This is a genomic window from Rhizobium sp. FKY42, from assembly GCF_005222835.1.
Taxonomy (GTDB): domain Bacteria; phylum Pseudomonadota; class Alphaproteobacteria; order Rhizobiales; family Rhizobiaceae; genus Neorhizobium.
The window spans coordinates 1-24547 of record NZ_STGA01000065.1 but is presented as its reverse complement, the minus strand read 5'-3'; the positions used below and the strand labels follow the sequence as shown (position 1 = coordinate 24547).

General features: G+C 56.1%; 24 protein-coding genes, 1 tRNA gene and 1 pseudogene. 13 read left to right on the top strand and 13 right to left on the bottom strand.

What is annotated here, in order from left to right; genetic code table 11:
• From E8M78_RS20970 to E8M78_RS20955, 4 genes are all read left to right on the top strand, one after another.
• Positions 1 to 614: IS6 family transposase (locus tag E8M78_RS20970; RefSeq protein ID WP_246658422.1), on the top strand; the 614-nt coding region annotated here is incomplete at its 5' end.
• Between the two features lie 233 nt (positions 615 to 847).
• Positions 848 to 937: transfer RNA gene (locus E8M78_RS20965), tRNA-Ser, on the top strand.
• Between the two features lie 170 nt (positions 938 to 1107).
• Complete coding sequence (locus E8M78_RS20960; RefSeq protein ID WP_137136901.1) at positions 1108 to 1845, top strand: HipA family kinase; 738 nt, start codon at positions 1108 to 1110, stop codon at positions 1843 to 1845.
• The gene (locus E8M78_RS20955) at positions 1842 to 2672 is read left to right on the top strand and encodes a DUF3037 domain-containing protein (protein ID WP_137136900.1); all 831 of its coding nucleotides are present in this window, start codon (positions 1842 to 1844) and stop codon (positions 2670 to 2672) included. Before E8M78_RS20960 ends, E8M78_RS20955 begins: the two co-directional genes overlap by 4 nt.
• A 156-nt stretch (positions 2673 to 2828) precedes the next feature.
• On the opposite strand, the gene E8M78_RS20950 is transcribed toward E8M78_RS20955, so the two are convergent.
• From E8M78_RS20950 to E8M78_RS20925, 6 genes are all read right to left on the bottom strand, one after another.
• The gene (locus E8M78_RS20950) at positions 2829 to 4265 is read right to left on the bottom strand and encodes a DUF6880 family protein (protein WP_137136899.1); all 1437 of its coding nucleotides are present in this window, start codon (positions 4263 to 4265) and stop codon (positions 2829 to 2831) included.
• Positions 4266 to 4390: 125 nt separating this feature from the next.
• Positions 4391 to 5629, bottom strand: coding sequence for a type II toxin-antitoxin system HipA family toxin (locus E8M78_RS20945; protein ID WP_137136898.1), 1239 nt, complete (start codon positions 5627 to 5629; stop codon positions 4391 to 4393).
• Complete coding sequence (locus tag E8M78_RS20940; protein ID WP_137136897.1) at positions 5626 to 5898, bottom strand: helix-turn-helix domain-containing protein; 273 nt, start codon at positions 5896 to 5898, stop codon at positions 5626 to 5628. Before E8M78_RS20940 ends, E8M78_RS20945 begins: the two co-directional genes overlap by 4 nt.
• Before the next feature lie 210 nt (positions 5899 to 6108).
• Positions 6109 to 6591: a cupin domain-containing protein gene (locus tag E8M78_RS20935; RefSeq protein WP_137136896.1), complete on the bottom strand. Its 483-nt coding sequence runs from the start codon at positions 6589 to 6591 to the stop codon at positions 6109 to 6111.
• Positions 6592 to 6643: 52 nt separating this feature from the next.
• Positions 6644 to 7879, bottom strand: coding sequence for an ATP-grasp domain-containing protein (locus tag E8M78_RS20930; protein WP_137136895.1), 1236 nt, complete (start codon positions 7877 to 7879; stop codon positions 6644 to 6646).
• 9 nt (positions 7880 to 7888) lie between these two features.
• On the bottom strand, positions 7889 to 8929 hold the full coding sequence (locus tag E8M78_RS20925) for a hypothetical protein (protein WP_205910277.1): 1041 nt from the start codon (positions 8927 to 8929) through the stop codon (positions 7889 to 7891).
• 230 nt (positions 8930 to 9159) lie between these two features.
• Here E8M78_RS20925 and E8M78_RS20920 point away from each other — a divergent pair, with 230 nt between their 5' ends.
• Positions 9160 to 10014, top strand: a complete 855-nt coding sequence (locus E8M78_RS20920) for a LysR family transcriptional regulator (protein ID WP_137136894.1) — start codon at positions 9160 to 9162, stop codon at positions 10012 to 10014.
• 347 nt (positions 10015 to 10361) lie between these two features.
• Here E8M78_RS20920 and E8M78_RS23965 read toward each other — a convergent pair whose 3' ends face one another.
• Together E8M78_RS23965 and E8M78_RS20910 are read right to left on the bottom strand one after the other, a co-directional pair.
• Positions 10362 to 10883: a hypothetical protein gene (locus tag E8M78_RS23965; protein ID WP_246658421.1), complete on the bottom strand. Its 522-nt coding sequence runs from the start codon at positions 10881 to 10883 to the stop codon at positions 10362 to 10364.
• Between the two features lie 230 nt (positions 10884 to 11113).
• Positions 11114 to 11767, bottom strand: coding sequence for a glutathione S-transferase family protein (locus E8M78_RS20910; protein ID WP_137136892.1), 654 nt, complete (start codon positions 11765 to 11767; stop codon positions 11114 to 11116).
• Positions 11768 to 11958: 191 nt separating this feature from the next.
• On the opposite strand from E8M78_RS20910, the gene E8M78_RS20905 reads away from it, so the two are divergent.
• From E8M78_RS20905 to E8M78_RS20885, 6 genes are all read left to right on the top strand, one after another.
• On the top strand, positions 11959 to 12705 hold the full coding sequence (locus E8M78_RS20905; protein WP_137136891.1) for a TauD/TfdA family dioxygenase: 747 nt from the start codon (positions 11959 to 11961) through the stop codon (positions 12703 to 12705).
• 5 nt (positions 12706 to 12710) lie between these two features.
• Positions 12711 to 13568: an N-acyl homoserine lactonase family protein gene (locus E8M78_RS20900; protein ID WP_137136890.1), complete on the top strand. Its 858-nt coding sequence runs from the start codon at positions 12711 to 12713 to the stop codon at positions 13566 to 13568.
• Positions 13565 to 14713, top strand: coding sequence for an NAD(P)/FAD-dependent oxidoreductase (locus E8M78_RS20895; RefSeq protein ID WP_137136889.1), 1149 nt, complete (start codon positions 13565 to 13567; stop codon positions 14711 to 14713). The genes E8M78_RS20900 and E8M78_RS20895 overlap by 4 nt, the downstream gene beginning before the upstream one ends.
• 63 nt (positions 14714 to 14776) lie before the next feature.
• Entirely contained in the window at positions 14777 to 16192 is a 1416-nt protein-coding gene (locus E8M78_RS23465) for a lysine 2,3-aminomutase (RefSeq protein WP_170973500.1), read from the top strand.
• The gene (locus E8M78_RS20890) at positions 16189 to 18060 is read left to right on the top strand and encodes an FAD/NAD(P)-binding protein (protein ID WP_170973499.1); all 1872 of its coding nucleotides are present in this window, start codon (positions 16189 to 16191) and stop codon (positions 18058 to 18060) included. Before E8M78_RS23465 ends, E8M78_RS20890 begins: the two co-directional genes overlap by 4 nt.
• Positions 18057 to 19139: a branched-chain amino acid aminotransferase gene (locus E8M78_RS20885; protein WP_137136887.1), complete on the top strand. Its 1083-nt coding sequence runs from the start codon at positions 18057 to 18059 to the stop codon at positions 19137 to 19139. The genes E8M78_RS20890 and E8M78_RS20885 overlap by 4 nt, the downstream gene beginning before the upstream one ends.
• Before the next feature lie 394 nt (positions 19140 to 19533).
• Here E8M78_RS20885 and E8M78_RS20880 read toward each other — a convergent pair whose 3' ends face one another.
• Positions 19534 to 19869 (bottom strand): DUF2322 family protein, encoded by a 336-nt coding sequence (locus E8M78_RS20880; protein ID WP_137136886.1) that lies wholly within the window; start codon positions 19867 to 19869, stop codon positions 19534 to 19536.
• Between the two features lie 173 nt (positions 19870 to 20042).
• On the opposite strand from E8M78_RS20880, the gene E8M78_RS20875 reads away from it, so the two are divergent.
• On the top strand, positions 20043 to 20405 hold the full coding sequence (locus tag E8M78_RS20875; RefSeq protein ID WP_137136960.1) for a hypothetical protein: 363 nt from the start codon (positions 20043 to 20045) through the stop codon (positions 20403 to 20405).
• Positions 20406 to 20548: 143 nt separating this feature from the next.
• Complete coding sequence (locus E8M78_RS20870) at positions 20549 to 21919, top strand: AarF/ABC1/UbiB kinase family protein (RefSeq protein WP_137136885.1); 1371 nt, start codon at positions 20549 to 20551, stop codon at positions 21917 to 21919.
• Between the two features lie 237 nt (positions 21920 to 22156).
• Here E8M78_RS20870 and E8M78_RS20865 read toward each other — a convergent pair whose 3' ends face one another.
• The 4 genes and pseudogenes from E8M78_RS20865 to E8M78_RS20850 all read right to left on the bottom strand — a co-directional run.
• Complete coding sequence (locus E8M78_RS20865; RefSeq protein ID WP_137136884.1) at positions 22157 to 23266, bottom strand: IS110 family transposase; 1110 nt, start codon at positions 23264 to 23266, stop codon at positions 22157 to 22159.
• 85 nt (positions 23267 to 23351) lie between these two features.
• Positions 23352 to 23636: pseudogene (locus tag E8M78_RS20860) on the bottom strand (recombinase family protein); the annotation flags it as partial.
• 175 nt (positions 23637 to 23811) lie between these two features.
• On the bottom strand, positions 23812 to 24198 hold the full coding sequence (locus E8M78_RS20855; protein WP_137136883.1) for a DUF4279 domain-containing protein: 387 nt from the start codon (positions 24196 to 24198) through the stop codon (positions 23812 to 23814).
• Positions 24182 to 24547: polymorphic toxin type 33 domain-containing protein (locus E8M78_RS20850; RefSeq protein WP_205910276.1), on the bottom strand; the 366-nt coding region annotated here is incomplete at its 5' end. The genes E8M78_RS20850 and E8M78_RS20855, both read right to left, overlap by 17 nt.

Here is a 24547-nt window from a genome sequence, read left to right as displayed (position 1 = left end):
AGAAATACGCACCGGAAATCGAGAAACGATTGCGTTGGCATTGGCGGCGACCGCAATCGACGAGTTGGCGTGTCGATGAGACCTATGTGAAGGTTCGCGGCAAATGGACATATCTGTACCGGGCCGTCGACAAGTTCGGCAACACGATTGATTTCTATCTGTCGCCGACGCGCAATGCCAAAGCAGCCAAGCGATTTCTCGGCAAGGCACTGAATGGCTTGAAGGATTGGGAAAAGCCCACAGTCATCAACACCGACAAGGCACCGACCTACAGGATCGCGATTTCGGAACTGAAGGCTGATGGCAAGTGTCCAAAGGAGCTTGTGCACCGACAGGTCAAGTATTTGAACAACGTCGTCGAGGCGGATCATGGCAAGTTGAAACAACTGATCAAGCCCGTTCGAGGGTTCAAGACGTTGAAAACGGCCTATGCGACGATCAAAGGTTTCGAGGTCATGCGGGCTTTGAGCAAGGGTCAGGCAGCCATTTTCAACCTGACTGGCGACATTCGTGGAGAAGCACGGATCGTTGAACGAGCCTTCGGGATTGGGCCCAGTGCACTCACCGAAGCTGTGGCCCTCCTCGCACAGAATCTCGACGCCAAAACCGCGTGACGGATGCATACGAAAGACTCCTCGCAACCATCAAGAATATTTGCAACAGAGCCCGTACCAAGCACCCATATTGTGGAAATTTGCCATCCACCCATTAACTGGCGCGATAAATGAGGTCATCCGCCTCTTATGGTATGGGAAGGTTTTGAGAAATCGGATGCTTTGCGCCCTTGCCAGCCCCTCGGTTCGTTGCTATCAGACGGCGCGCGCAAATCGCGCCGACCAGATTACCCGGAGAGGTGGCTGAGTGGTCGAAAGCACCGCACTCGAAATGCGGCATACGGGCAACCGTATCGTGGGTTCGAATCCCACCCTCTCCGCCATCATGGACCCTTGGGTTACCAGCGCTTGCCCTCAACGATTTGGTGTCTCTTTACCTTTGAGACGATTGCTAAAATTGGCATGGGCCACACTCAAGGCACGCCCTTACTCTTGGACTTTTTTTTACTATGTGCTCTAAACGCATGCTGCTTTGTGGCGTGCGTGGGGACCGATGCCAATCGAAATCGATGAAGTGCTGAGGCGTTCTGAGCAGGGGGCAACCGAGCCCTACATTTGTCGTGGTTCAGATGGAAAACTGTATTTTGTTAAGGGCAAAGGGGCGGGTTACGACTCACTGATAAAAGAGTGGGTTGCTGGTCAAATTGCACTACACCTTGGTTTGCCTGTTCCACGCTTTTGCATCGTGACGGTTCCACGAGAGTTGTATGAAGCAGGTCGCGATGGACCCTTGCGAGATCTGGGTTACGGACTCCTTTTCGGCTCTGAAAACGTCGAGAACGCTAACGAAATGTCCTTCGTCAATATTCTTCAGGCTCCGGCAGAGTTGAAGCACGACATCGCTGCTTTCGATTGGTGGATACAAAATGGTGACCGGACGCTAACCGACGCCGGCGGTAATCCCAATCTCCTTTGGTCGGAGACAGAGCACCGCCTTGTTGTTATCGATCACAATTTGGCCTTTGATGAAGAGGTAACCCTTCATTCACAACTCCAAAGCCATATATTTCGTAGCTCACTCTCCGAGATATGCGACCAAACGGATCTTCAGGATCGCTATAATTCAAGGTTTGAACAGGCCTTGATGGAATTGCCCCAGATCCTTGGTGACATCCCAGAGCGGTGGCACTATGTAGACGACGCTTGCACGGTCGAAATTAACTTGTCTCTCGGCCGTGTCGAGGACACACTGAAGCGACATAGAGTGCCAGCGTTTTGGGAACGAACATGAAAAAGCATGCTGTGAGCTATGCGATTATCCGTTTCCAGCCGCACGTTGAAACGGAAGAATTCGCCAACATTGGTATCGTGCTCGTCGCACCGCGTATGAGCTATCTGGATTTTCGGCTTGAGACTACGCGTCTGAGCAGGGTGACGAGCTTTTTTGACACCGTTGAAGGGGTGACAGTTCGCGGCGTCCTAAAGAGCTACTCCACAGAGCTAAAGCGTATTAGGGATCTCGCCGGTCATACGGGTAGCGGGCAAAGTCGTTTTGAGTTTGAGCTGAGCGACAACGCCGAGCATCTCTTCCAGGCCCTAACGAAGGACCGCGAAGGGATCATCCGCTTTAGTGACGTCCGTTTTGCGATGACAGACAATCCCAAGCGGAAGCTCGAAGAATTGTTCGGGTATTATGTTAGGCGGAGTTTTGCCAGCTCCGTTTATCGTGAAGGATTGCTTGAAAAGCATGTCCGTGGGGTTCTAAAACTGCGGGACATTGGCCGTAATTTTAAACCTCTAGCTTTTTCGGACGGGCTATACTCGGCGAAGTTTCCGTTTGTGGAAATAGTCGAGGGTAAGCCTCTCAAGGTTTTGAAGCCGATCTATCTCGGCCAAGACGATCCGACACGTATTCTCGATCATGGTAACAAATGGCTGTTCACGATCAATCGCCTGAGGGATAAGCTCCCACCTGATGTGGTCGTTGCCGTCGAAGGGCCTGACGAATCTTTGAAACGTGAGCGAGCCTTCCGAGAAGCGGTGGATCTGTTCCGCGAGAACAATATCAAGGTCGTGGATGCCCGAAATGATAGTGACCTGATCAGCGCGATGGAATAATGTCTCTGCTGCCGCCGCTCCGTGCCAAGCGAGGGTCGTCCCGGCATAGTCCTTGGCTCCCCTCCAAGGGCATCCTACGCGTGATCTTCATATCCATGGGAGGTCACATATGGCAACAATCCGGAAACGCAGGGGCGCTGGAAGATATAAGCGCAATCAATGAATTAGGCTCCAGAACCCTGATTTCCGCCCATGTGCGTGTTTGAGGTTCACGACATAGGTCTCATGCGACAGGATGTCGCCAAAATCCTCTATTCGTGCCGCCAGAGACCGGCATTCAGCCAGGTGTCGTGCCGCGTGCTTGTATCTGCTTGATCGGCCGCTCTCGAGGGTGAAGTCGATCATGGAGCGCAGCACAGTGGTTGCGGCGAGTGGATGCTTTGTCGAAAGCACCTCAGCAGCCGGTGTCATCAGCTCGTAGAGATCACCGTCCAACTCACTGGCACGCTTCGCTACCAGTTTGGCTGCCTCCGCCGGTGAAGGCCAACGCAGGAAAAAGTAGAGGGCCCGATTGGCATCTGTAAATGCCTGAGCGACGGCGAAACCCCGCTCCTCCGCTTCGATGTCATCGAAGTCGGGTAGGCGGCGAACGTAGGCGCGAAGATGCTCGTCATCCAGCGATTGCTCAAAGCACGCCCACCGGAATGCCTGGGCCTCATCGCTGCGCTCCAGCGCTTCCAATGCCTCGGTGCGTGCCAGCTGCCACTCGAATGGAACGTCTTCCCGCCCTTTGGTCTCTACCCTGTCGAGCGCTTCGAGCGCCTCTTTGGCCCGTCCCGCTGAGATCAGGCGGTTGGCTATGTCCGCTGCGACCAGAGGAACGCTGCGCGTTTTTTCCGGCTGCTGAGCGATATATGCGTCTACATCACCCTGGGCGTCGGCGATTTCCTGCAGCGCGATCCGGATTGTGAGATCCTTATGGTTGCCGTAGATTTCATCCTCGTAGATCGCGCCCGCACTGCTCCAGCCAATAACGCGCCGATCCTTTTCTGCCAGCTTCTCCTTAGCTTCCCTGGACCAAGCGACAAAGAGTGCCTTCAGACGTTCCAACCCCACGTCGCCAAGAGCAGGAGCCATAGCAGTGATCAGTCCATCAAACTGACCGTAGCCGTTGTCCTGCAACGCTTTAAATACCTTCTCAGCCAGAACATTCACGTCCAGTCTCGCAGACTTGGCAATGATCCCGGCGTCTGTGCCAGCTTGATGGAAACTCTCGATCAACGAGCCGCTGCCGTCGTCGGAGCGCCCAAAGAGAGGATCCGCGATCGCCAGGAACTGCCAAATCAGCTCGAAAGCCTCAGCCGGATCGTGAGGAGCGATCGTCTCGACGATGATCTTACGCTGGGTTTCCAGATCCGTCTTGGTGGCCTTGACCTTGCGCCAGTCAATGAAGGTTTTGGCGCGTGCGATGCTGGACAGCCGTTTGCGGACTTCTCGAGCGACCTCGGCACTACTTTGATTTCCGGCAAGCTCCATGCGCAGTCGGCGCTTGTGCGCAGCGCTGCCGGTGCTGATTTCGATGAGCAGCTCGGCGAGCCGTTGTGCGCCGAGGGCTTCAAGGTTCTTTGCGTTGAGAGTGGTCTTTGCTGCCATGGAACTTCAATGTTGCCTTTCCCAATCACTATCTCAGCTGAGCTTCTGAGCCAAGGCCAGCGTGCCGGAAGCTCAAAGGACGCTGGCAAGCACAGGTGTGTCGGCGCGCCAAGAACACCCCCTCCTCACCCGCAAGATTGCACCCCAATTCTACGACACCGCTTTTGGATGGCGTGGACAATCTTCTCCAGCACCCGCGCCGGATCTCCAGCCAAAGCCTCGATTTGCGGTGCCACGTGATCGCATGCGGCGCTGACACGCTCGGAAAGCTCCTCGACGCGCCTCAGCGTCGATGCACCGCTCAATCCAACCTCGTCAGCCAGTGCCTGCCAATCCACTCGCCGTAGATCCGGAGCACTGAACCGGCCAGCTATCCCCTGCGGTAAACTTTGGTCTACCTGGCGATAAACGGCTGCACACATCAGGTCATAAAGCGGTGCCATCTTCGCGGACCCGCCAGCACCGATCAGAACGGAATAGTTCTTTGCATGCGAATCCGAATTGCAGATCAGCACGTTGAAGATCACTGCATCAAGAAGCGTCAAACGTGCGGAAGGTGAAATGAGATCGCTGACGGCGTCGAACATCATTTTCAGGGTCACGCCGCGCCCTGTTGAGGAACGCTCATATTTCTGCGATGGGAAATGGCCTGTCAGTTGGCAAAGATCTTCCTGATGAAGCCTGCGCATTTCGCCTTGTGGATCGGTAAAACGGTCATAGCGTTTCACCAGCAGATAGCGCCGGTTACCTGCGATACCGATCGTGGCTTCTGCGGCCTCCAGCCTGCAGGCGCGCGCGAGGGCAAGGCAGAAGGCTTCGTTTTCGACACTGCCCGCAAGCCGTTTTGAATCCGGCTTCAGAATATGGGTCGAGGGTGTTCCATCGACGGGAATGGAGATGACGCCCCCCTTATCCACGAAGACCGGCAGCTTCTCTTGCACGCCCGCGAGAGACATGGAGACGCCGCGCTCGCCAACCAGGAAGGGCTTTGACGGAAGCTCGTCCAGGATGCGCTCCAGTGCCCCCGCATCCGGCACGGGCTGGAGATGAATACCCGGCTTACGTGGCGCCCCAATCGACAATGCGCCGGCGGTGTCCCGCCCGATGTGTTCGAGCAGGCCGACGATGTCCTGGGGAGACACCTTCAGCCGCTGGCCGATTTCTGCGAGATGCGTTTCCGGGAGCAGGTTGGCGAGCCAGGGCAGCAGCCTGTCTGCAGCGACAGGGCCCGAAAGGAGCGGCATGGTGAGCGATACCGGGAAGGCAGACCGGCGCGCTTCCCAACTCGGCTCATAGTCCAGTCGCCACTCGCTGTCGAAGGTCAGGTGGGCGACGGGCAAAGCTTCGTAGAAGATCGTCGTCATCGACCGTCACCGAAGGTCGGCAGAAAGCTCAGGTCATCGTCAGGTGAAGCCGGTGCGGCTTGGGCCGTCCTCAGATCGCCGATCTCAATGCCGACAGTGCGCGCCACGATCAGGGACTTTTCAAGCTGGCAGCTCGGCTTGCCGGACTCAAGCTCGACGATGAAACGCTCACCCGTGCCAGACCGAACGGCAAGTTCGGTCTGGGTCCAACCCAGCACCTTGCGTTTTTCCCGAATGGCGGCGCCGAAATCGCGTGCAGACCTGAACATCGAACATCTCCTGAGATGGCTTACCGTACAGGAAGATTTTTCCCAGATCAACGCTATCCTTACCGATCGGGAAGTTATTGGATATTACGGGTCTATTGGGTAGACAGTCTTACTCTCTCCGCCGCCGCTTCCTTTGGGTTCAAGGGTTTCACAGTAATATAGATCGCGTCTGTCATTGATTGTTTCTACTTGTCTTTGGCAGGACCACAGTCACTCCACGGTGACGGTTGAGGCAGCGCCAAGTTGACCGATCCGGGCCAATGCGGCCTTGTTGGTCAGACTATACATGACCGCATCAATCGCGATGTCGCTGTTGCGGAAACCGTGCGGTGCCCCTGGCGGCACGAAGGCAACATCGCCGGGGCACAAAAGCCGCTCGCTGCCGTCTTCGAATGAAATGGTAACCTGACCAGAGATGAGGAAAAACAAGTGCCACCATGAATGGCTGTGCATATCCATACCTTCCCCACAGCGAATCCACTGATATTCCAGCGTCATGCCTTCAAACAATTCGGAATCCGCATGGGAAGAACCGTGCGTAAGGCCCAGCACATCCTCTGGGGTAGGCCGAAGGCTTTCCCGCAGGGCGTCAAGGTTCTCTACAGCCCAGACTTTGGGATGTTTGTGCATGATATTGGTCAGGCTGGCCTTCATCGCCTGATAGCTGCTCACCGTACCATCGATATGATCCACGATTTTGGTCTCCGACTGTCTCGATCCGTTCTGCAGGATGATCCAGACTGGATCATTCTATTTCAATTGCCTGTTCCAGTGCGTCGGCGAAACGCAGAAGATCCGATTTGAGATCGGCATAGCTGGTATTGCTGGCGATTACATGTCCAATGAAGGCATGATTATCCGCAATACGAGTGCTGACAGAAGCGCCAGGCTGCACCGAGAACGCAATGTCGTGAATTGTGCTATCCTGCATCAGGCCTTCTAGTGCTGGCAGGGTGCGCACGGTACCGTTGCGTGGCGCGCGCAGCATTCGGATGCCACTGTAACGGGTTGCCTTCAACGCCTGTGAGGAGGGAACAGATTGGCCGCAGGACCAATCCAGCCAACGCACCCAGGGATCGAAATCCAAAAATGCAAGTCGGGCAAGATCCCAGATGTGCATGCCGCCGGGACGCATGTTGACTTCAACGGCAGAGGTCGTGCCGCAAGCGCGCAGAAAGACTTCATTGTGATAGGCACCATGGCCGACAGATGACATTTGCCGCATATGCCTTCCAGCGGCGTCTATGGCATCGTGCGTCCTGATATCAAGCGGCGCAGGCACGATCTGCTGGATCTCGGCACGATGGCTGTCGTTTGTCGTCTCTTTTTCGGTAATCCAGGAAGCGCCGTCAACATAGTCCCAGCTGTATTCCCGGGCATCGGAGACAAGCTCTTCAACGATGATACCCTCCGCAGCATAGCGTGCTATGTCGGGCCAGATCTGCGCGCAGTCCTCAGGATCATGAACCACACAGCATCCACGGCTGGCCCCTTCGCGAGCAGGTTTCACGAAGGCCTTGCCTCCCATCTGCCGCGTCGTTTCCGTGAAAGTGCGAAGGTCCGTTACCCGCTGATAGCCAACGGGACGATATCCGGCGGGATGAGCCGTCTCTTGATCCAGCTGTCGAAAGATCTGTTTATCGATGCCGATCTTCGCTTCAGTCGGCGAAGATCCCGGAAGGCTGTAGGCCTCAGCCAGTCGAGCACCCAATAGAACGCCACGGTCCGAAAAAGGTAAAACGCCCATGGGACGCAGACCCAACTTTGAGATCTCTGCGGTCACGCATGCAAAACCTTGATCAAGCAAGGTCTCGGCAAGAGAGGTTATGATGACTGTATCGGCTGCTTCGCCGTCCAGATTGCTTGATGCCTCGGCAACCAGAACCAAACCTGCGCCATGACGCGCCTTCGCCAAATGGCGCAAACGGACCACATCAGACACGCGTGTGTTGTTGTACCCAACGACGATAAAAACTTGCATGAAATCAGCTCAATCGAAGGCGCTCAACTGACGGCGTGTCAGCAACCACCAGGCAAGTGTGAAGGAAACGCCCGCCGCACCGACGAGGATGGAACTGTAAGGCAAAGGTACCGAACGCATCAGCCCAACCGTCAGTGCCGCGCCAAGACCGATACAGATTTCCTTGATGAACATGGTCTTCTGCTTGACCGAATAATAATCGATGTGACCGAAGGCACATTCCGCAATCGAGACCAGGAATACCCAGATGATCGCGCCGACGAGCGTATGGACGTAGAAAAGATCAGGGAAGGCCAAAAGTGCAAAGCCCATGAAAACGAAGCTGAAAATGGCTGCCATGCGATAGCGCCCCATCTTCTCGATGAGTTTCAGGCTGGGTACCTGTGCGATCACCACCACCAGGCTGTTGAGGATGATCATCAAGCCATACCAGCCAGGAAGTGCCATTTCAGATGCCGGCCCAGATTTCAGGCCAGATTTCAGGATGGTCTGCGGCAGCACGGAGAATACGCCAAACAGCATCATACCCATGGCCGTGCCCACGAGGATCCACGCAATAAGCGTCGAGGCAGATTGGCCCTGAAAAATCTTGACGTGGATAGTGGATGTATCAACCGGCCTGGGAATAGCGATAAACACGCATACCGCAACGAGTGCGGCTACCCCCCAGAAAAAGGTCACTGGCGTCAGGAATGGGATCATGATCACAAGTCCCGCAACAAGCGAGCCCACATTCATCGCAACGCGATTATTTGCAGCGCCCCTCTTGGTCTGGGCCGCGACATTCTTGATGAGATAGCCGCTGACGGCTGCCCCATAGGAGAAAAGACAGGCGGCGGCCAGCGACATGGCCAAGCCACCACCTTCCACCGAAAGAAGGCCAGCGCCGACAGCCATGAATGCAAGCGCCGTCACGAGCGACCGCGCACCCATCAACACGAGCGTCAGCGGCAATAAGACCAGCCCGAAACGGTAACCCAGTGCCAGCACAGTGTTGGTCGTGGTGTCCAGCCAGACATTTGCCTCCCCGAGCACGGAAAAGAGTGTCACAGCGGTAACCACACGGATGATAATCAAATGGAGGTTATGGCTCGCTCCATATTCGCTGGTTCGGTCAAGAGGTGTATTTTTTAGGATATCGGTCACTGGAAACTTTCCGGCGGCAACGCGTGGGCGCAAGCCGACTTTCGCAATCATGGTGTTTAATTCTTGCAACGGGTCCGGATATTTGAAAACTAGCCGATATAGATTTCAGTGATGCCATTCGGGAATAAACGTCGATGCTTGTTTTGGATACTGAGGCCGTTCTAACTTTCGTTCTTGTCAGCGAACAGAAAAGCTTCACCAAAGCTGCGCATATACTCAACAGCACACAGTCTGCCGTCAGCGCCCGCCTGCGCCGTCTCGAAGAACACCTCGGAGCGAAGCTGATTGAGCGTTCGACGCGTGCAATCAAGCTTTCCTCCGCAGGCGAGGCCTTCCTCCAGCCGGCGCGTGATTTCCTCAGCGCGCATGACAAGGCAACCGCCGTCTTTGCTGTCCAGCGACCGCACCTCAAGATCGGTATCAGCCACCATCTTGTCGGGTCCGATGTCTCTCCATTGCTGGCCGATCTGGTTGGCAAGGATCCGGATCTACTGGTCAGCCTGACTGTGGAAGGATCCCAAGGGTTGATGGCCCGCTATGAGCAGGGAGATCTGGACGCCGTTTTCCTGCTCAGACACAGCGCAACGCGTCGTCATGGGGAGACGATAGGCATTGCCCATTTTGGCTGGTTCGGAGACGCCCGTTTCTGCCGCCGCGCATCCGGACCCATTCCGCTTGCCACACATCCACCCGGCTGCAACATGCGTGCCATGGCAATCACGGCGCTGGAGGAAGCTGGCATCGCCTGGCGAGAATCGTTTATCGGCGTATCTGCAGCCAGCCTCCGCTCGGCTGTCGTCGCCGGTTTCGGGGTTGCTGCACTGAGCATCGGCGCAAGTCATGACGGTTTGGCGGAACTCGGAGCGAAAATGGACTTACCTCCTCTTCCCCAGCGGGAAATTGTCCTTCTCTCTCAGATCAGTTCGCACAGGGCACGTCAGGGACTGGCGAGCGTCAGAAAAGCAATTGCGGCGCTCAATAAAGGATGATCTCGTGGTCCTGCCGTGCAGGGCGACATCCACTCGACCCATGGGAGAGCGGAAGCCAGCCGATCTGCGGCTATTGCCACCTATAATGATCTGGTATCACTGAAAGTAGGATGGGGAGACTATTTGATGCTAATACCAGCCGGTAATGGTTCAGGCCCGTGGTGGACCAGAAAGACTGAGGGAGTTTCGCATACGAAAAGAGCAGCGCAGAACGCCATTTAACACGGCTCGCAGACATTGCCGGTCATTTTTACGATGCGCGCTGATGATAAAAATGCGCCATCGACAATCAGGAGGTCGCTCACAATAGTTTTCAGGCGGGCAACACGTTTTTGACCTTACATTTTTTAGATGGCCTCATTTAATTTTAAGAGGATGCAGTGTCCGGGATTTTGAATCATCCTATTGATAAGCGCGCGAAGTTGTACCCTTCTCTGCGGGAGATGTGCCTCAATTATCGCTTTTGGCCTTTCCAACAGCTTCACATCGAGGAAATTGCAGCCCGCTTTTCGGCCAGTACAACCCCGGTGCGCGAGGCTCTTGCCCGCCTTGCCGGTGAAGGGCTTATAGAAAGCGTACCCAATCGTGGCTACTTTGCCAAGGCGATGTCCGTTGAAGAAGTCCGGTGTCGGGTTGAAATCCTCTTTCTGCTTCTCCAGCATGCTTTGCGTGGTTGTTCGCTCCCAGACGCCTGGAGTGGAACAAAGGAGCTCGTCACCCCCTCGGATGTTTTCGAAGCCAACCGTTTCTATATCTCCATGGCGGCAATGTCCGACAATATATTGATCCTGCCAGAAGTTGAGCGCCAGCTGGACCTTACATGTCTTATAAGATCGATTGATCTTGAGAATCCCGAACGGCAAGTCCACCTGCACGCCCAGCTATTAGAGCTACAGTCCTGTTTGAAGGATGGGGACGCCGAGAGTGCAAGTCTTTGTCTGCAGGGCCAACATGACGACCTCAAACGCCGTCTCCCCCACCTTGTCCAGGACGCTCAACTCAGGATGCTCGTGGAGATTTCCGCCAACACTTCTGCCCTGTCCGCCAGGGCTCGCAGTCAGGTGGGAGATCGGAAGGCACGACCAACCCCCGCTTGCTCCTACGGCGGGGTCAAGCCAGTGCGTTCGTAAACTCTTCGAGCCGCGGGGCGTTCGAGAAGACGGCGAGCGTGGGCCGTCCAGTGAGGAAAGTCGCTTGGCATGTCGTAATTCAGCCGCTCGCCGCGCCCCCAGTTCCAGAACACCTGCAGGTAGGGATCGAGGACACTGTATCTTTCGCCCATGATCCAGGTTCGGCCCGCGAGGCAAGCCTCAATCTGCTCCCACAGGGGCCGGCAGCTTTCAATCCCTTTCCGCTTCACGTCGGCAAGGGCCTCAGGGTTGGTCGCATAGCGCTCCGTTCGGCTGACATGCGCGAAAGTCACATGAACGGTAGAGCATAGCCAGGACATCAGTTCGAGCTCTCTTACGGTCTCCAGTGCATTGGGCTCCTCCTGACCCAAAGCCATGAGAAATGCGGGTCGCAAATAACACAGAATAGCTGGCGTCTCCGTCAGTATCCCGTCCGCTACCTTCAGTGCCGGAACGCGGCCCTTCGGATTGACGGATAGATAATCGGGTTGCCGCTGCGCGCCTATCGAGAAATCGACCTCGATCTCGCGATAGGGAATACCCGTCTCCTCCAGAATAATGTGGGAAGCCAGCGAGCAGGAGCTCCGCCAATACCAAAGCGTCAGGTCCTCGTCATTTCTCATATGGCCTCCCCCGGCTCGCATATCGTGAACGCTGCATAGACTTGCGTCTTGGAAAATAAAAGCGAAATATTGACACTTAAAATCATATATTTTTGAATATAGATTCAAAAATTTTCAATAGAATATCTTGGATCAAAGATATTTTTCTCGATAGGAGTCGGCCCGTCCGAAACAAACTTCTGGAAAATCTTATGTCTAATCAGCCGGATCAAGCCTTCGAAACACGTTCATTTGAAGATTTTATTCCAGAATTACGGACGCGAGGCTGGTCTATCCTTAGACCTGACGCTATTGATGCGAACCCGGCTGACACACTCAGCCGCATTGGTCGCCTCGTGCCGCAATACAACGGTCAGATCACCTTTGATGTCACCTATAAGAAGGGTTTTGACGACGCGCCTTATAGCCAGAGCATGAACGGCCTCGGCGCTCATACGGAAGCTCCAGGCTATGAGCCTCCACCGAAATACCTCGCGCTTTACTGCCATCGGCAAGCCCGTTGCGGCAAGGGACAGACGTTGCTGGCAGACGGTGTCCAGTTCTACGATCATGCGTTAGACGCGGACTTGCGCGCCTGGGCTGATGAAAACGAAGTAGAGTTCGTGGCCGCCGCCAAACCCGGCGACACCGAGCGCCGCTCGTTCAGAGCCAAGATCCGCGGTGAAGCGGCCGATGCTCCCGTCATGCGTTTCAGCTACAATCTGTTTCGATACGGCAATGTCAATCCCAATGCAGAGGACGTTGCAAACGCGGACCGTATCAAGAACACGCCGCTCTCGCGCATAGCTGAGCAGGGTGAAGCATGGTTTGCCCAAAATCTGACGCCGGTTCTCATTCCCGACGGTTGCATGATGGTCTGGGATAATCACCGGCTCATCCATGGTCGTGGAGAATATGCCGACCCAGGCCGTCACCTGACCCGCTACTGGATTTCCTGACGTCTATGGCCAATCCTGTATACCAGGTGCTCTCGCTGCGGGTCGCGTCCGACCCGCAGCGTACGGTCGGCACGAATTTTTTCTTCGATAGCTTCCCTGCCGATGCAGATTTGCCCATGCCCCAGGACTATCTCTTCTGGGTGCTTGAAGGGGATGGAAGGCGTATTCTCATCGATACATGCTTCAGCCCCGCGGCAGCTGAAAGGCGGGGGCGCATCATGCATCGTTCCGTCGAGGCTCATCTCGCGGATATCGGCATTGCTCCCTCTGAGATGACCGATGTGGTGATGACACATCTGCACTGGGACCACGCGGGTAATATTGAACTCTTTCCCAATGCCCGCTTCTTCGTGCAGGCGGATGAACTCGCCTTTTGCACTGGCCGGTCGATGCTCCATCGCGGCGTAAGCAAGATTTACAACAGAGAGGACGTTCAAGCCTTTATGGTGCCTCTGTTTGAGGGGCGTGTGGTCCTGCTCGACGGCGATGCTACACTTTTTCCAGGCATCACTGTCAGCAAGGTTGGCGGACATACGCCGGGCAGCATGACGGTGAACGTCAATACGCGTCGCGGGCAGGTCGTTCTGGCATCCGATGCCGCACACTTCTATGCGAATTTCCGCACACGCAGCCCTTTCCCAATTTTGGAGAGCTTCCCGCAAGCCCTTGAAGCTTTTGAAATAATGAACCGGCTCTCAGGCGGATCGCTCGCTCACATCATACCCGGTCACGACCCACTTCTTGCCTCTGTCTTTCCCGCGCTCGCCAACCGGACAGGTATCGCCTGCCTGCATGAGGACCCCGTCGTAGATCCGGCGTCGCTCATCAGTCAACAATTCGCCACCGGAAGGAAAACGGCATGACGGCGCATCCGACCAGCGATTATTCCATCGACACCGTCATCGTGGGCGCAGGCGTCGTTGGTGTCGCTATCGCACGCGAACTCGCACTCAGCGGTCTGGATGTGCTGGTGCTCGACCAGGAAAAGAGCCCTGGACAGCATCAGTCGACCCGCAATAGCGGCGTCATTCACGCGGGCTTCTACTATCCGGCAAACAGCCTCAAGGCCGAGTTGTGTCATGAAGGCAAGCAGGAGCTATACCGCTTTGCCGAAGAACGCCACGTACCGCATCGGAGGCTCGGCAAGATCGTTGTCGCCACAGAGGAAGGCCAGAGCGCAAAGCTTGAGGCAATGCATGCGCGTGCTTTGGCCTGCGGTGTCGAGGATGTAACCTTGATGTCTTCTGATGCGCTGCGCCGCATGGAGCCGGAATTAGGTGGAGTCGCTGGCCTTTGGTCGCCATCGACCGGTGTCATTGATGCGATGGCCCTGCTTGATGCGCTTCAGGCTGAAGCGGGGGATCACGGCGCGACCTTCTCCTTCGCAAGTCGCCTCGTCGGTGTCGATAAGCACTCGAATGGATGGATGCTCCGGGTCGAGAGCGGTGGAAGCATCACCCGGCTCAATTGTCGCGTTCTGATCAATAGCGCCGGTATTGAAGCCCCAAAGGTGGCGCAACACATAGACGCCTACCCTCAAGAGCGCGTTCCTGCGACATATCTCGCTCGCGGCAATTTCTTCACCTGCAGAGGCGGAGCGCCCTTTTCCCACCTCATCTATCCTTTGCCAGGTCCCATCGGGTTGGGTGTGCATTTGACACTGGATCTCGACGGACAGGCCAAGTTCGGACCGGATGTGGAGATGGTGGAACACATTTCCTATGACGTTAAGCCGGAGCGAGCCGAAGGCTTCTACGATTCGATCCGGGCGTTCTGGCCCGGCCTGAAGCAGGATTCCCTGATGCCCGCCTATTCGGGCATCCGCGCCAAGACGGGCAAGCCCGGCGACCCGCAGGATTGGGTGATAGAAACGCCTTCCGCACATGGGTTGGGCGGACTGATCAACCTGTTCGGCATCGAAACACCCGGTATGACCTGTTGCCTTGCCCTTGGCCGATACGTGGCCGAGCGATTGCGGCAAGAGGATCTCATTCCGCTCCATCACTGAGCAAGCCGGGTCGCAGGACCTGCCCCCCTTCCCCCTTCTGAAAATGAGTGAAAGGCGACGAGCATGGATACGACAGCCCGTAACGCGATCGGCGCAGCGACGGCCATCCCACTGCATGGGACCGATGACGCCGAGAAGATCACCTACTATGCCAATCACAGGCTGGATCATGTGCCTCAATTGACAAAGCTTGATCCGGCGCTTCTGCAGGGCATTCGTCTTGCGGCGCTGGTCTTCCCTTTCAAGGTTAACAGCTATGTTCTGGACAATCTGATCGACTGGGACAATCCCGAAGGAGATCCGATTTTCCGGCTGGTTTTCCCCCATCCCGATATGCTGCAGGGCGATGATCTCGCCAGACTTGACCGTCTGCACAAAACCGGTGACGCAAGCGCGGTCGCTGCCGAAGTCATGCGCATTCGCGACAGTATGAACCCGCACAGTTCCGACCAGTTGACCAACATTCCCCTTTTCGAGGGGCGCAATGTTGAAGGCGTGCAGCACAAATATCAGGAAACCGCCCTGTTCTTCGCAAAGCAGGGACAGACCTGTCACTCATACTGCACCTTCTGTTTCCGCTGGCCGCAATTCGTGCAAACGAGTGTCGATAAGTTTGGGGCCGACGATAGTGCGCAAATGCTCGATTATCTTCGCGCGCACCCCGGCATCAGCGACCTGCTGATCACAGGCGGCGATCCCATGGTGATGACCACACGGCGGCTCGCAGCCTATCTCGAACCGCTGCTTTCCAGCGAATTCGCCCACATCAGAAACATCCGCATCGGCACCAAGGCCATTACCTACCACCCTCACCGCTTCGTTACCGACAAGGACGCTGACGCGCTTCTGGCGCTGATCGCGCGTCTTTCCGACGCTGGCAAACACATCGCGATCATGGCGCATGTCAACCATTGGCGTGAGCTTGAGCCGGAGCCCGTTCATCAGGCGATTTCCAGGTTGCGGAAGGCCGGCGCTCTTCTTCGCACCCAAAGCCCGATCTTGCGTCACATCAATGACGATGCCTCCGTCTGGAGCCGGATGTGGAAGGACCAGGTCGAACTGGGCATGATGCCCTATTACATGTTCATGGAGCGGGATACAGGCGCGCACCACTATTTTGGGACGGGTCTTGCCCGCGCGCTCTCGATCTACCAGGAGGCTAGTGCGGCTGTGTCGGGCATCTGCAAGACGGCCCGTGGTCCAGTCATGAGTGCGGGCCCTGGCAAGGTCCATGTCTTGGGACGGCTTACCCATGATGGGCGCGATCACTTCATCCTGTCGTTCCTGCAGGCGCGCAAGAAGGAATGGCTGAACCGTCCGTTCCTTGCGGAATATTCCGAAACGGCCAACTGGCTGGACGATCTCAACCCCTCTGGCGGGGAGAACGACTTCTTCTTCAGCCACGACTACCGGCAGATGACAATGGCGGGTGTTGGGGCAGAAACACATACAATCAAAAGCGCGGGGGCAGGCGCATGAGCGGATTTGCCATTGCCATCATTGGAGCCGGCCCGCGCTCGCTCAATGTGATCGAACGCTTGTGCTGGAAGCTGAGGCAACAAGCTGATTTGCCCTCGATCACCGTCCATCTGATTGATCCGGGCGTTGCCGGGGCTGGCGCGCATCCACCAAATCAATCGCAGCTTTTGCTGACAAATACCCTGGCATCGCAAGTCACCAGCTTCTCCGCCATCAATCCAGACGATCCGCAATCGGGGCCCTCTGGCCCCTCTTTCACCGAATGGGCAACAGCAGCCGGCTACCGCCGCGTGGGTGCTCGATATGAAAAGGCTGCTCCGGATCAGGGGGAACCGATTGGCGACCTCGATTACCTTCCCCGCGCCATGCTCGGGGAATATCTGTCCTATTCATTCCGAAAGATCGTTGCGGAAGCGCCGGCACGTCTAAAGGTTGTTCAGCATCGCCAAGTGGCAACAGACATAACGACCTGTCCAGAGACAGTGGTCCTGGAGGATGGTACACGCCTTCCATTCAACGCTTTGATTGTCGCGACGGGCCATTGCGAAACCATGCCTGGCGTAGAGGATCGACGCAGAGAGGCCTTCGTGGAAAGAGGCGCTAAGCGGAACGCCAAACTCGCCTATTTTCCCTCAGTCTATCCCACCGAAAAACTGGCAGACATCAAGCCAGATGCAGTGGTGGCAGTGCAAGGGCTCGGCCTGACTGCCTATGACGTTATTGCCGAATTGACCGTTGGACGTGGGGGAAAATTTGAAGGGGAGGTTCGCGACCTGCGCTACTGCCCTTCAGGACAAGAGCCGAAGATCCTTCTCTTCTCACGCCAGTCGCTCCCCTACGATGCCCGCGGCATCAACCAGAAGGGTATTGATGGCGGCCATGTGGCACGCTTTCTGACCGCGTCGGCGGTCGGGGATATACGAGAACGGCGGCGTCGGCAGACCGGGGACGCGCGGCTCGACTTTGTAGAAGATATAATGCCGCTTCTGCGCAAGGAGATGGCCTTCGGCTTCCGCTCGGCAACGACCGGAAAGGATATTGATCCGCAAGGTTTCCTGCCCACCGACGAAGAGAACAGGGTAATCGACCGTATTCTGTCTGCGCGTCATCTTCTCGAAGCTGATAGCCTTGCCGGCTTTCAACATGGCGTCGTAGCCCACCTGCGTAGCGACCTTTCAGAAGCCCTGAAAGGCAATGTTTCATCGCCCTTCAAGGCAGCGACCGACACGATCCGTGATCTGAGGGCCGGTCTTTGTGCCGCCATCGAATATGGCGGCCTGCTGCCGCAATCACATCGTCATGTCGTGGAAAATTTCATCGCGATGACGAACCGCGTGACCTTCGGCCCACCGCTGATCCGCAATGCTGAACTCCTTGCCCTGATCGACGCCGGCATCGTCGCTTGGGCCGGTGGACCCGGGGCACGTGTCGAGCTTGCGTGCGAGCATGACCGCTTCACGATTGCGACCGCCTTTCCTCAAGAGAGCAGCCAAGTCGAGGCAGATGTTCTGATCATTGCGCGTGTCAGCGGTCACAAGCCGTTGCAGGACATGCGGGGCTTTTCCCGACAGCTGATCGCCAACGGTTTCGCCCGTCCCTTCCGCAACGGCGACTACGAACCCTATGGGCTCGACGTCGACCGCCGTCTTCGCCTTGTCAGGGCCGACGGTTCGCCAAACCTTAACGCCTGGGCCATCGGCTATGTCACGGAAGGGCCACGTTTCCATACACACGCCCTGCCTCGGCCCGGTCGCGCCTCAACCCAGCTGAGTGACGCCAAGCTGCTCGTCGATGATCTATTGGCGACGCTCTGCCAGAAATCAGCACCTCAGAAACAAGCAGCCGAACCGCTCGAGAGCCTGTCATGATAGCAATGGCACCAGACGACATTCGAACCGTACCGGCAGGATCGCTCGGCTTCGGAAGGTACATGGCAACTCACATGGCCCTCTGCCGCTATAAGAGTGGAGAGGGTTGGGAGGCTCCCCGAATCGTTCCGTATCAAAGCTTCATGCTCGACCCATGCGCGCTTGTATTGCACTACGGTCAGTCGATTTACGAGGGATTGAAGGCCTACGCTCGTGTGGACGGCTCCATTGGCCTGTTCCGGGTGGAAAGAAACGCCGCACGCTTTCGTGCTTCAGCAACGCGCATGGCCATGGCGGAATTGCCGGAGCACCTCTTCGTGCAAGCGGCGTACGATCTGGTCCAGCAAGAGCGGCATCTGGTACCCACCACAGAAGGGGGCGCTCTGTATCTGCGTCCTGTCATGATCGCCGACGAGGCAGCCTTTGGTGTCCGTCGATCATCCTCCTATCTGTTCTTCATTGTCGCGACCCCGGTAGAAGATCTTCAGCGACCGGATGGCCGCGGATTGCGTCTGCGCGTGACGGAAGAATTTGCGCGTATCGCAAGCACTGGCGGCGGCGATGCAAAAACATCCGGTAACTATGCACGGACAATCCTGGCACTGGACGAGGCGCGCGCCTTGGGCTTCGACAACGTGATCTGGCTCGATCCTGTTCACCGCGACTTCATCGAGGAAGCAGGGATCACCAATATCTTTGTGCGAACCGCTGCAGGCAAGCTTCTCACGCCTCCCCTCAACGGCCGTATTCTCGCCGGGGTAACGCGAGAAACAGTGCTGGCACAGGCAGCATCATGGGGTCTTGATGTCGAAGAGCAGGAAATCTCCATTGCTCAACTGGCCACAGCTGTTCTCGATGGCGAAGTGAGCGAGATTTTCCTGACCGGAACAGCCACCCATATCGCACCGGTAGCATCCTTTGCATGGAGGGAACGGGAGTATCTCCTGCCTCCTGTAGATTTCAGCTCATCTCTGGCCGGAAGGTTCTCTTCCCATATCCGCGACGTCCAGACGGGACGTAAACCCGATCTGGATAAGTGGATGACCCTAGTCGTGGATTCCCGTCGCTTCGCAACCTGATATGACGGTTGTACCCTTTTGGTCCAGTCGGCCCGAAGCTGACGAGATGGAACGGCCCTTCTCAAACGGCATCAAGTGCCTAACGTGGTCGTGTTGAAACGCCACAAAGAAGAAGGACCGTTCCATGAAGAAGATTACCACAGTCGGGCTCATTCTAACCAAGTCCGTTTTCCAGGTTCATGGCAAAGCGGAGTTTGGGGATTACCCTAAAACCAATTTATATTATAATTTTTTAGATTAACTTGTGCTGCCGCTTTCAAGAAAAGGTGGACTTTTTGCTGTGTGTCGTCGGAGGGCGAGGTCTACCGCTCCGACAAGCGCGCTGCGGGCCGGTTTACAGCGTCGATGATCGTCAGAGCTATCCGGTTAGTGCTCGTGCCACAGCCCGCACAACTCAATGTCCGCGAACAACAAGTTGGATGCTGAGGGTTGGAGCACCATTCAGAATTTCCAGCAGACGATCGATATTGGGATGGGCGCCAGGGCGGCTCTTTGCGTCGGCAGTGTGCTCGGCAAAGATATCAAGGCCGTGGGTCGCAGCTTCGGCGTTGAGTGCACCAAAACACTGCTGGAGATACTGATAAACGGCAAGCGAACCCTGCTTGCCCGGTTGGTTTTCGATCGAGGCGACGATGGCACCAGCCTGATCGACCAAGTCTATACGATCAAGGCCTTCAATTGACGGCAGCAGTTGCAGGTTTTCTTTGAACGAGGCCGTCGGCTGTATCATCGCAAGCTTCCTTGTTTTCATGGATGCCGTGCGTCTAACAGCTTCCCTGACCAATCGCCATATGGGCTCAACTTCTCGTTTCGTGTTATATCGAGATTGCCTCTCTCACCATAAGCGCTACACTTCCTGATGTGACGAACGGAAAGCTTTGGGAGGAGCGATACGTGAGACGGATGTGGCCAGACGAATATGCCTATCTGCTGAATGATGCGGAAGAGGTTGAACTTCACATTCCCCCGGCGGCACAGGATGCTGCTGCGACCGAAAAGACCATGGCCAGAAAGGCTTTGAAGGCTCGTATCACGCAGCAGGATTTTGAGAAAATATGGCCTCTCGCAGAAGCACGCTACCGGCCGAACGGGCGTTTTTCCGGTAAGGCCATCACGCTCATTACGACAAACCCGCATTACAAGAATTGGCATCCGTCAGACGGTGGCAGCGTCGAGAGCGTATCTGACAGTGGTCGACGCTATACAACCTCGTATGTTGTTGTGCATTTCCTGCTCGATGATGTCCGTGAGCCTGTCGAAGCGTGAGATTGGCCCCTCGCTTGCCTTGATGACGCTGGAATACTACCGAGCGACAGCAGGCCTTGGCCCGATCGGGCGTATTTGAAAGAGATCCGTTCATGTCGTTGAACCGTTCTATGAACGCGTATCAAGGACTGTAGGGCCATTCAATGAAAGATCGTTATCGACCGGTTCCCCAGAGCCGTCTGGGGCGGCTTGCGGCTTTTGGCCAACTGGCAGGCGGCATCGCCACGGGCGCTCTCTCGGAAGGCCTGAGCCGGTTGGCGCAGGGAGAGCGGCCGCATTTGCGCGATTTGCTTCTCACGCCCTCTAATGCCCGGCGGGTAACCGACCAGCTATCGCGACTGCGCGGTGCGGCGATGAAGCTCGGCCAGATGCTTTCGCTTGATCCGGGCGACGTGCTGCCGCCGGAACTTACCGCCATTCTGGGACAATTGCGCGACGCGGCCCATTTCGTGCCGGAGGGCCAACTGCGATCCGTTCTGGCGACGGCCTGGGGGCCGCACTGGCAGCGGCATTTCTCCCGGTTCGACATGACACCGATCGCGGCTGCCTCCATCGGCCAGGTTCACAAGGCCGTGTTGGTTTCAGGGCGGGAGGTTGCAGTGAAGGTTCAATATCCGGGCATCGCCGCCAGCATCGACGCGGATATCGATAATGTCGCAACGCTTTTGAGGATCTCCGGCATCCTGCCCGCAGGCCTCGATATCAAGGCGCATCTGGCAGAGGCAAAACGTCAACTGCACGAGGAAGCGGATTACCTGCGCGAGGCGGAGCAGATGCGTCAGTATCGCAGGTTACTCACCGACGACCCGCGTTTCGTGCTGCCGGAGCCGGTGGATGAACTTCTCCATCCTACAATTCTGGTCATGGATTACATCAAGGGTTTATCCATAGAGACGATCAGGACAGCGCCGCCCACTACCCGCAATGAGGCTATCAGTGCCATTGTGGAACTGGCCTTGCGGGAACTCTTCGAATTCGGCCTGATGCAGACCGATCCGAATTTTGCGAATTTTCGCTGGCAGCCGGAAACAGGCCGCATCGTGCTTCTGGATTTTGGCGCAACCCGTCCCGTTCCTCCTGAAAGTGCCAGCCATTACAGGCGACTTCTGCAGGCTGGACTTGATAACACCACCTCAGAGGTCAGGGATGCGCTACTGGCCATGGATTATCTCTCGCCCGTCCAGATGCAGCGCCATGGCAGGGAACTGGAGGCGATGATTCGCCGTGTTCTCGATCACGTCCACGCAGATCCGGAAGGAATGGTGGATTTCTCCGATCGCGGACCGCTGGCGGATGTGCGGGATCGTGCGGCCCCGATCATTGCAGATCGCCAGGGCTGGAGCCTGCCCTCACCTGACAAGATGTTCATTCAACGCAAGATTTCCGGAACTGCACTGATGTGCATGAACATGAATGTCCGGCTGCCGCTTGTTCCACTGTTGAAGGGGTCGTTTGCGGGAGGGGGCGAAATCCTACGTTCTCATGAGCGATTTAGGTTTTCCGGACGCGTTTAGACTACCCCACTGACGCGAGGTTGGTCAATTTCATGTAGCCTGTGCACGGTGCTGGAGATGCCGGTCCGAACCGATGTTTGTCAAACTCTCATCCGCGGATTTTTAACCGCCTGACCATATTCGATGCGGGCTTGCCTCTCTCTAAGAACGGATTTCTATCCCAACGTGTGTCGAGGGTTCCCTGATCTTTGGCCGCCATCTCCAGCATGCTGCACAGGCAGAAGTCATAGGCCGTAATCAGGCCGGGAGCGGTGTTTTCCGCGCGATATCCCAAATGAAGCCGGCCAGCTCCCGAGCAATTGCAGTCAGCACGCGCGGCTGCGGCTTTCCGGTTCTCGAAAGGTCTCGATAACGTTTGCACAACCGGGTCTGCGCATTCCAGCCAATGTCTTTGATTGTTTGAGGCAGATGCGCGCTTCGCTTCAGATAGGGATGCTGCTCTCGCGGCGGATGACGGTACGACCAACTGGCTTCTACCAACATGGTCCGGGCCAAGGCATTGCCAGTCTTGGTAATACGGCCACGCCGTGTAGTGTTGCCGCTGGAATGTTCGCTCGGCACCAAGCCGAGCCACGCCATGAGCTGACGAGGATTGGAGAAGCGACCTATATCGCCGATCTCGGCTGCCAGGGTTGCGCCGATTGTGGTGTTCACACCTCGTAGCGCGCGCAATGCATCAACCAGAGGCGCAAACCGCCAAGTCTTTATCGCGTCTTCGATCGCTTGATCCAAGATTGCAATGCGATCTTCGATCTGGTGGATAGCGCGCTTCAATTCCTCGAAGGCCAATTGCTGATGCGGGTAGCGGAATTTCCGCAGCTCGTTGATCCAACGCCAATGGATTTTCGTCCAATAGCTCGGTCGGGTATATCGAAGGCCGTGGCGAAGCAGGAAACTTAGAAGTTGCTGTTTTGCGATCTTCAGCGCTTCCGTTGCCTGCTTGCGGGTTCGGATCAGATCCCGCATGGCTTCCTGCTCTTCGTCCGGCGTCCAAATCGGCGTCAATTCACCGGCGCGCCATAGCCGCGCCAGCATCTCGGCGTCGCGCCGATCGGTCTTGATCCGATCTCCAACACGGCGTGGGATCATGGCCGGGGAGACGACCGCACAATCAAATCCAAGCTTTGTGAGCAGCCGGTGCAGGCCGTATCCGCATGGCCCTGCCTCGTAGCAGAAGATTGGCTTGGCCCCGGTCGAAACCAGCCGCTTAGTAAGACGCAAAACTGAATCGGCTGTATTCTCTATGACACCGTGGAACCGGATCTCCCCGTTCCGCCCATCGTCGGCGCTCGCAACCGCAATCGTGTCAGCGTGAACATCAAGACCGACATAAACAATATGTTCCATGAATTTTCTCCTTTCGACCATAGTGGATCGTAAGGAAAACCCAGCGGCGGCTACGCCGCAAATCGCTCATCTGGTCTAAGCCGAGGACGCACTCGATCCAGAGTTCCTCGCACAGATCGGAAACGGAAGCATCTCGCTGCGCCATGATCGCCTGGGCGAGGCGCACTTGCGCTTTGGCAAGGGCAATTTTCCGGCCGTCGTTGCGACCCCGTACCCCTGCCGCAGCAAGCCCGGCCAAGGTGGCGAAAATGCCGAACACCATGCGGCCGGACGCAGTGGTGGTGTCGATCTGAGCGCCCTTACCGATCAGCACCCGCAGACCTATATTGCGGTCTGAAAGATCCTTCACAGTATTGACCAAATGGGCGAGCGCCCCCGGAGGCGATTGAGTTCGCTTACGAGAGCGCCACGAAGTCGTTGAGCGTTGTGTTTAGCAAGCTCGCCAAGTAATCCGCCAACAGGAAAGGCAGCAATCCCGTGGCACGGGCTTCGAGCAGTAGAACCCGGCCGCCCCAGCCCAATCGAAAAGAGCGGGCCGAGGCGGGCTAGTCATAATAATCTATATCGATGACCGCCCCGATGTCAGATGCAAATTTTGACATCGAAACGGGGATAATCACAGAAGGCAATCGGCCATCTACATAAATGACAACCGTTATTTTGGCATCGCCAAGCTTGGCGATGCTAATAAAATCATCGGTGCAGCCAGCCAGTCGCTTCATGAGTTTTGACCAATGTAATTCAACATCGTCGTCGTTTTTATCTGTTTGAATTGTCCATAAGTTGCTGCGGGGAAGAACGAGTTCTAAATTTCGTTCTCCCTTGATTTTCTCCACATCTGCACTGATGCCAAGACGTTGGGATATGGCACGAGGATCAAGCGGATTTTCGAAAATAGAGAGACTGACAAAGAGTTCAGAAGCCGTAGCCATTTTTATTAATTCCTAGCCTTTGCGGTGTGCCGACGCCTTTACGAGGGCCTGCATATAGATTGCCTTCCCTGTCTACAAAAATGTCGCTTTTTGAATTTAACTGGTATTCGTTCTTGAGTTCATGGGCATCTCTGAAACCGTTGTTTTTAGCTGCTTTATCCAGCTCTTTTGGCGACATACGTTTTGCGTCTTTACCTTGTTGCTCTTCGTTATCCTCTTTTTCCGGTGGTGGACACGTTGAGCAGACCTCATCAATTGCGCCGGTCTTTGGCTTTTTCTCGGCCTCTTCGTCGGCGTTTGACATCTCGCTGACGGCATTGCCAATGCCCACAGCGGCAGCGGCGGCGAC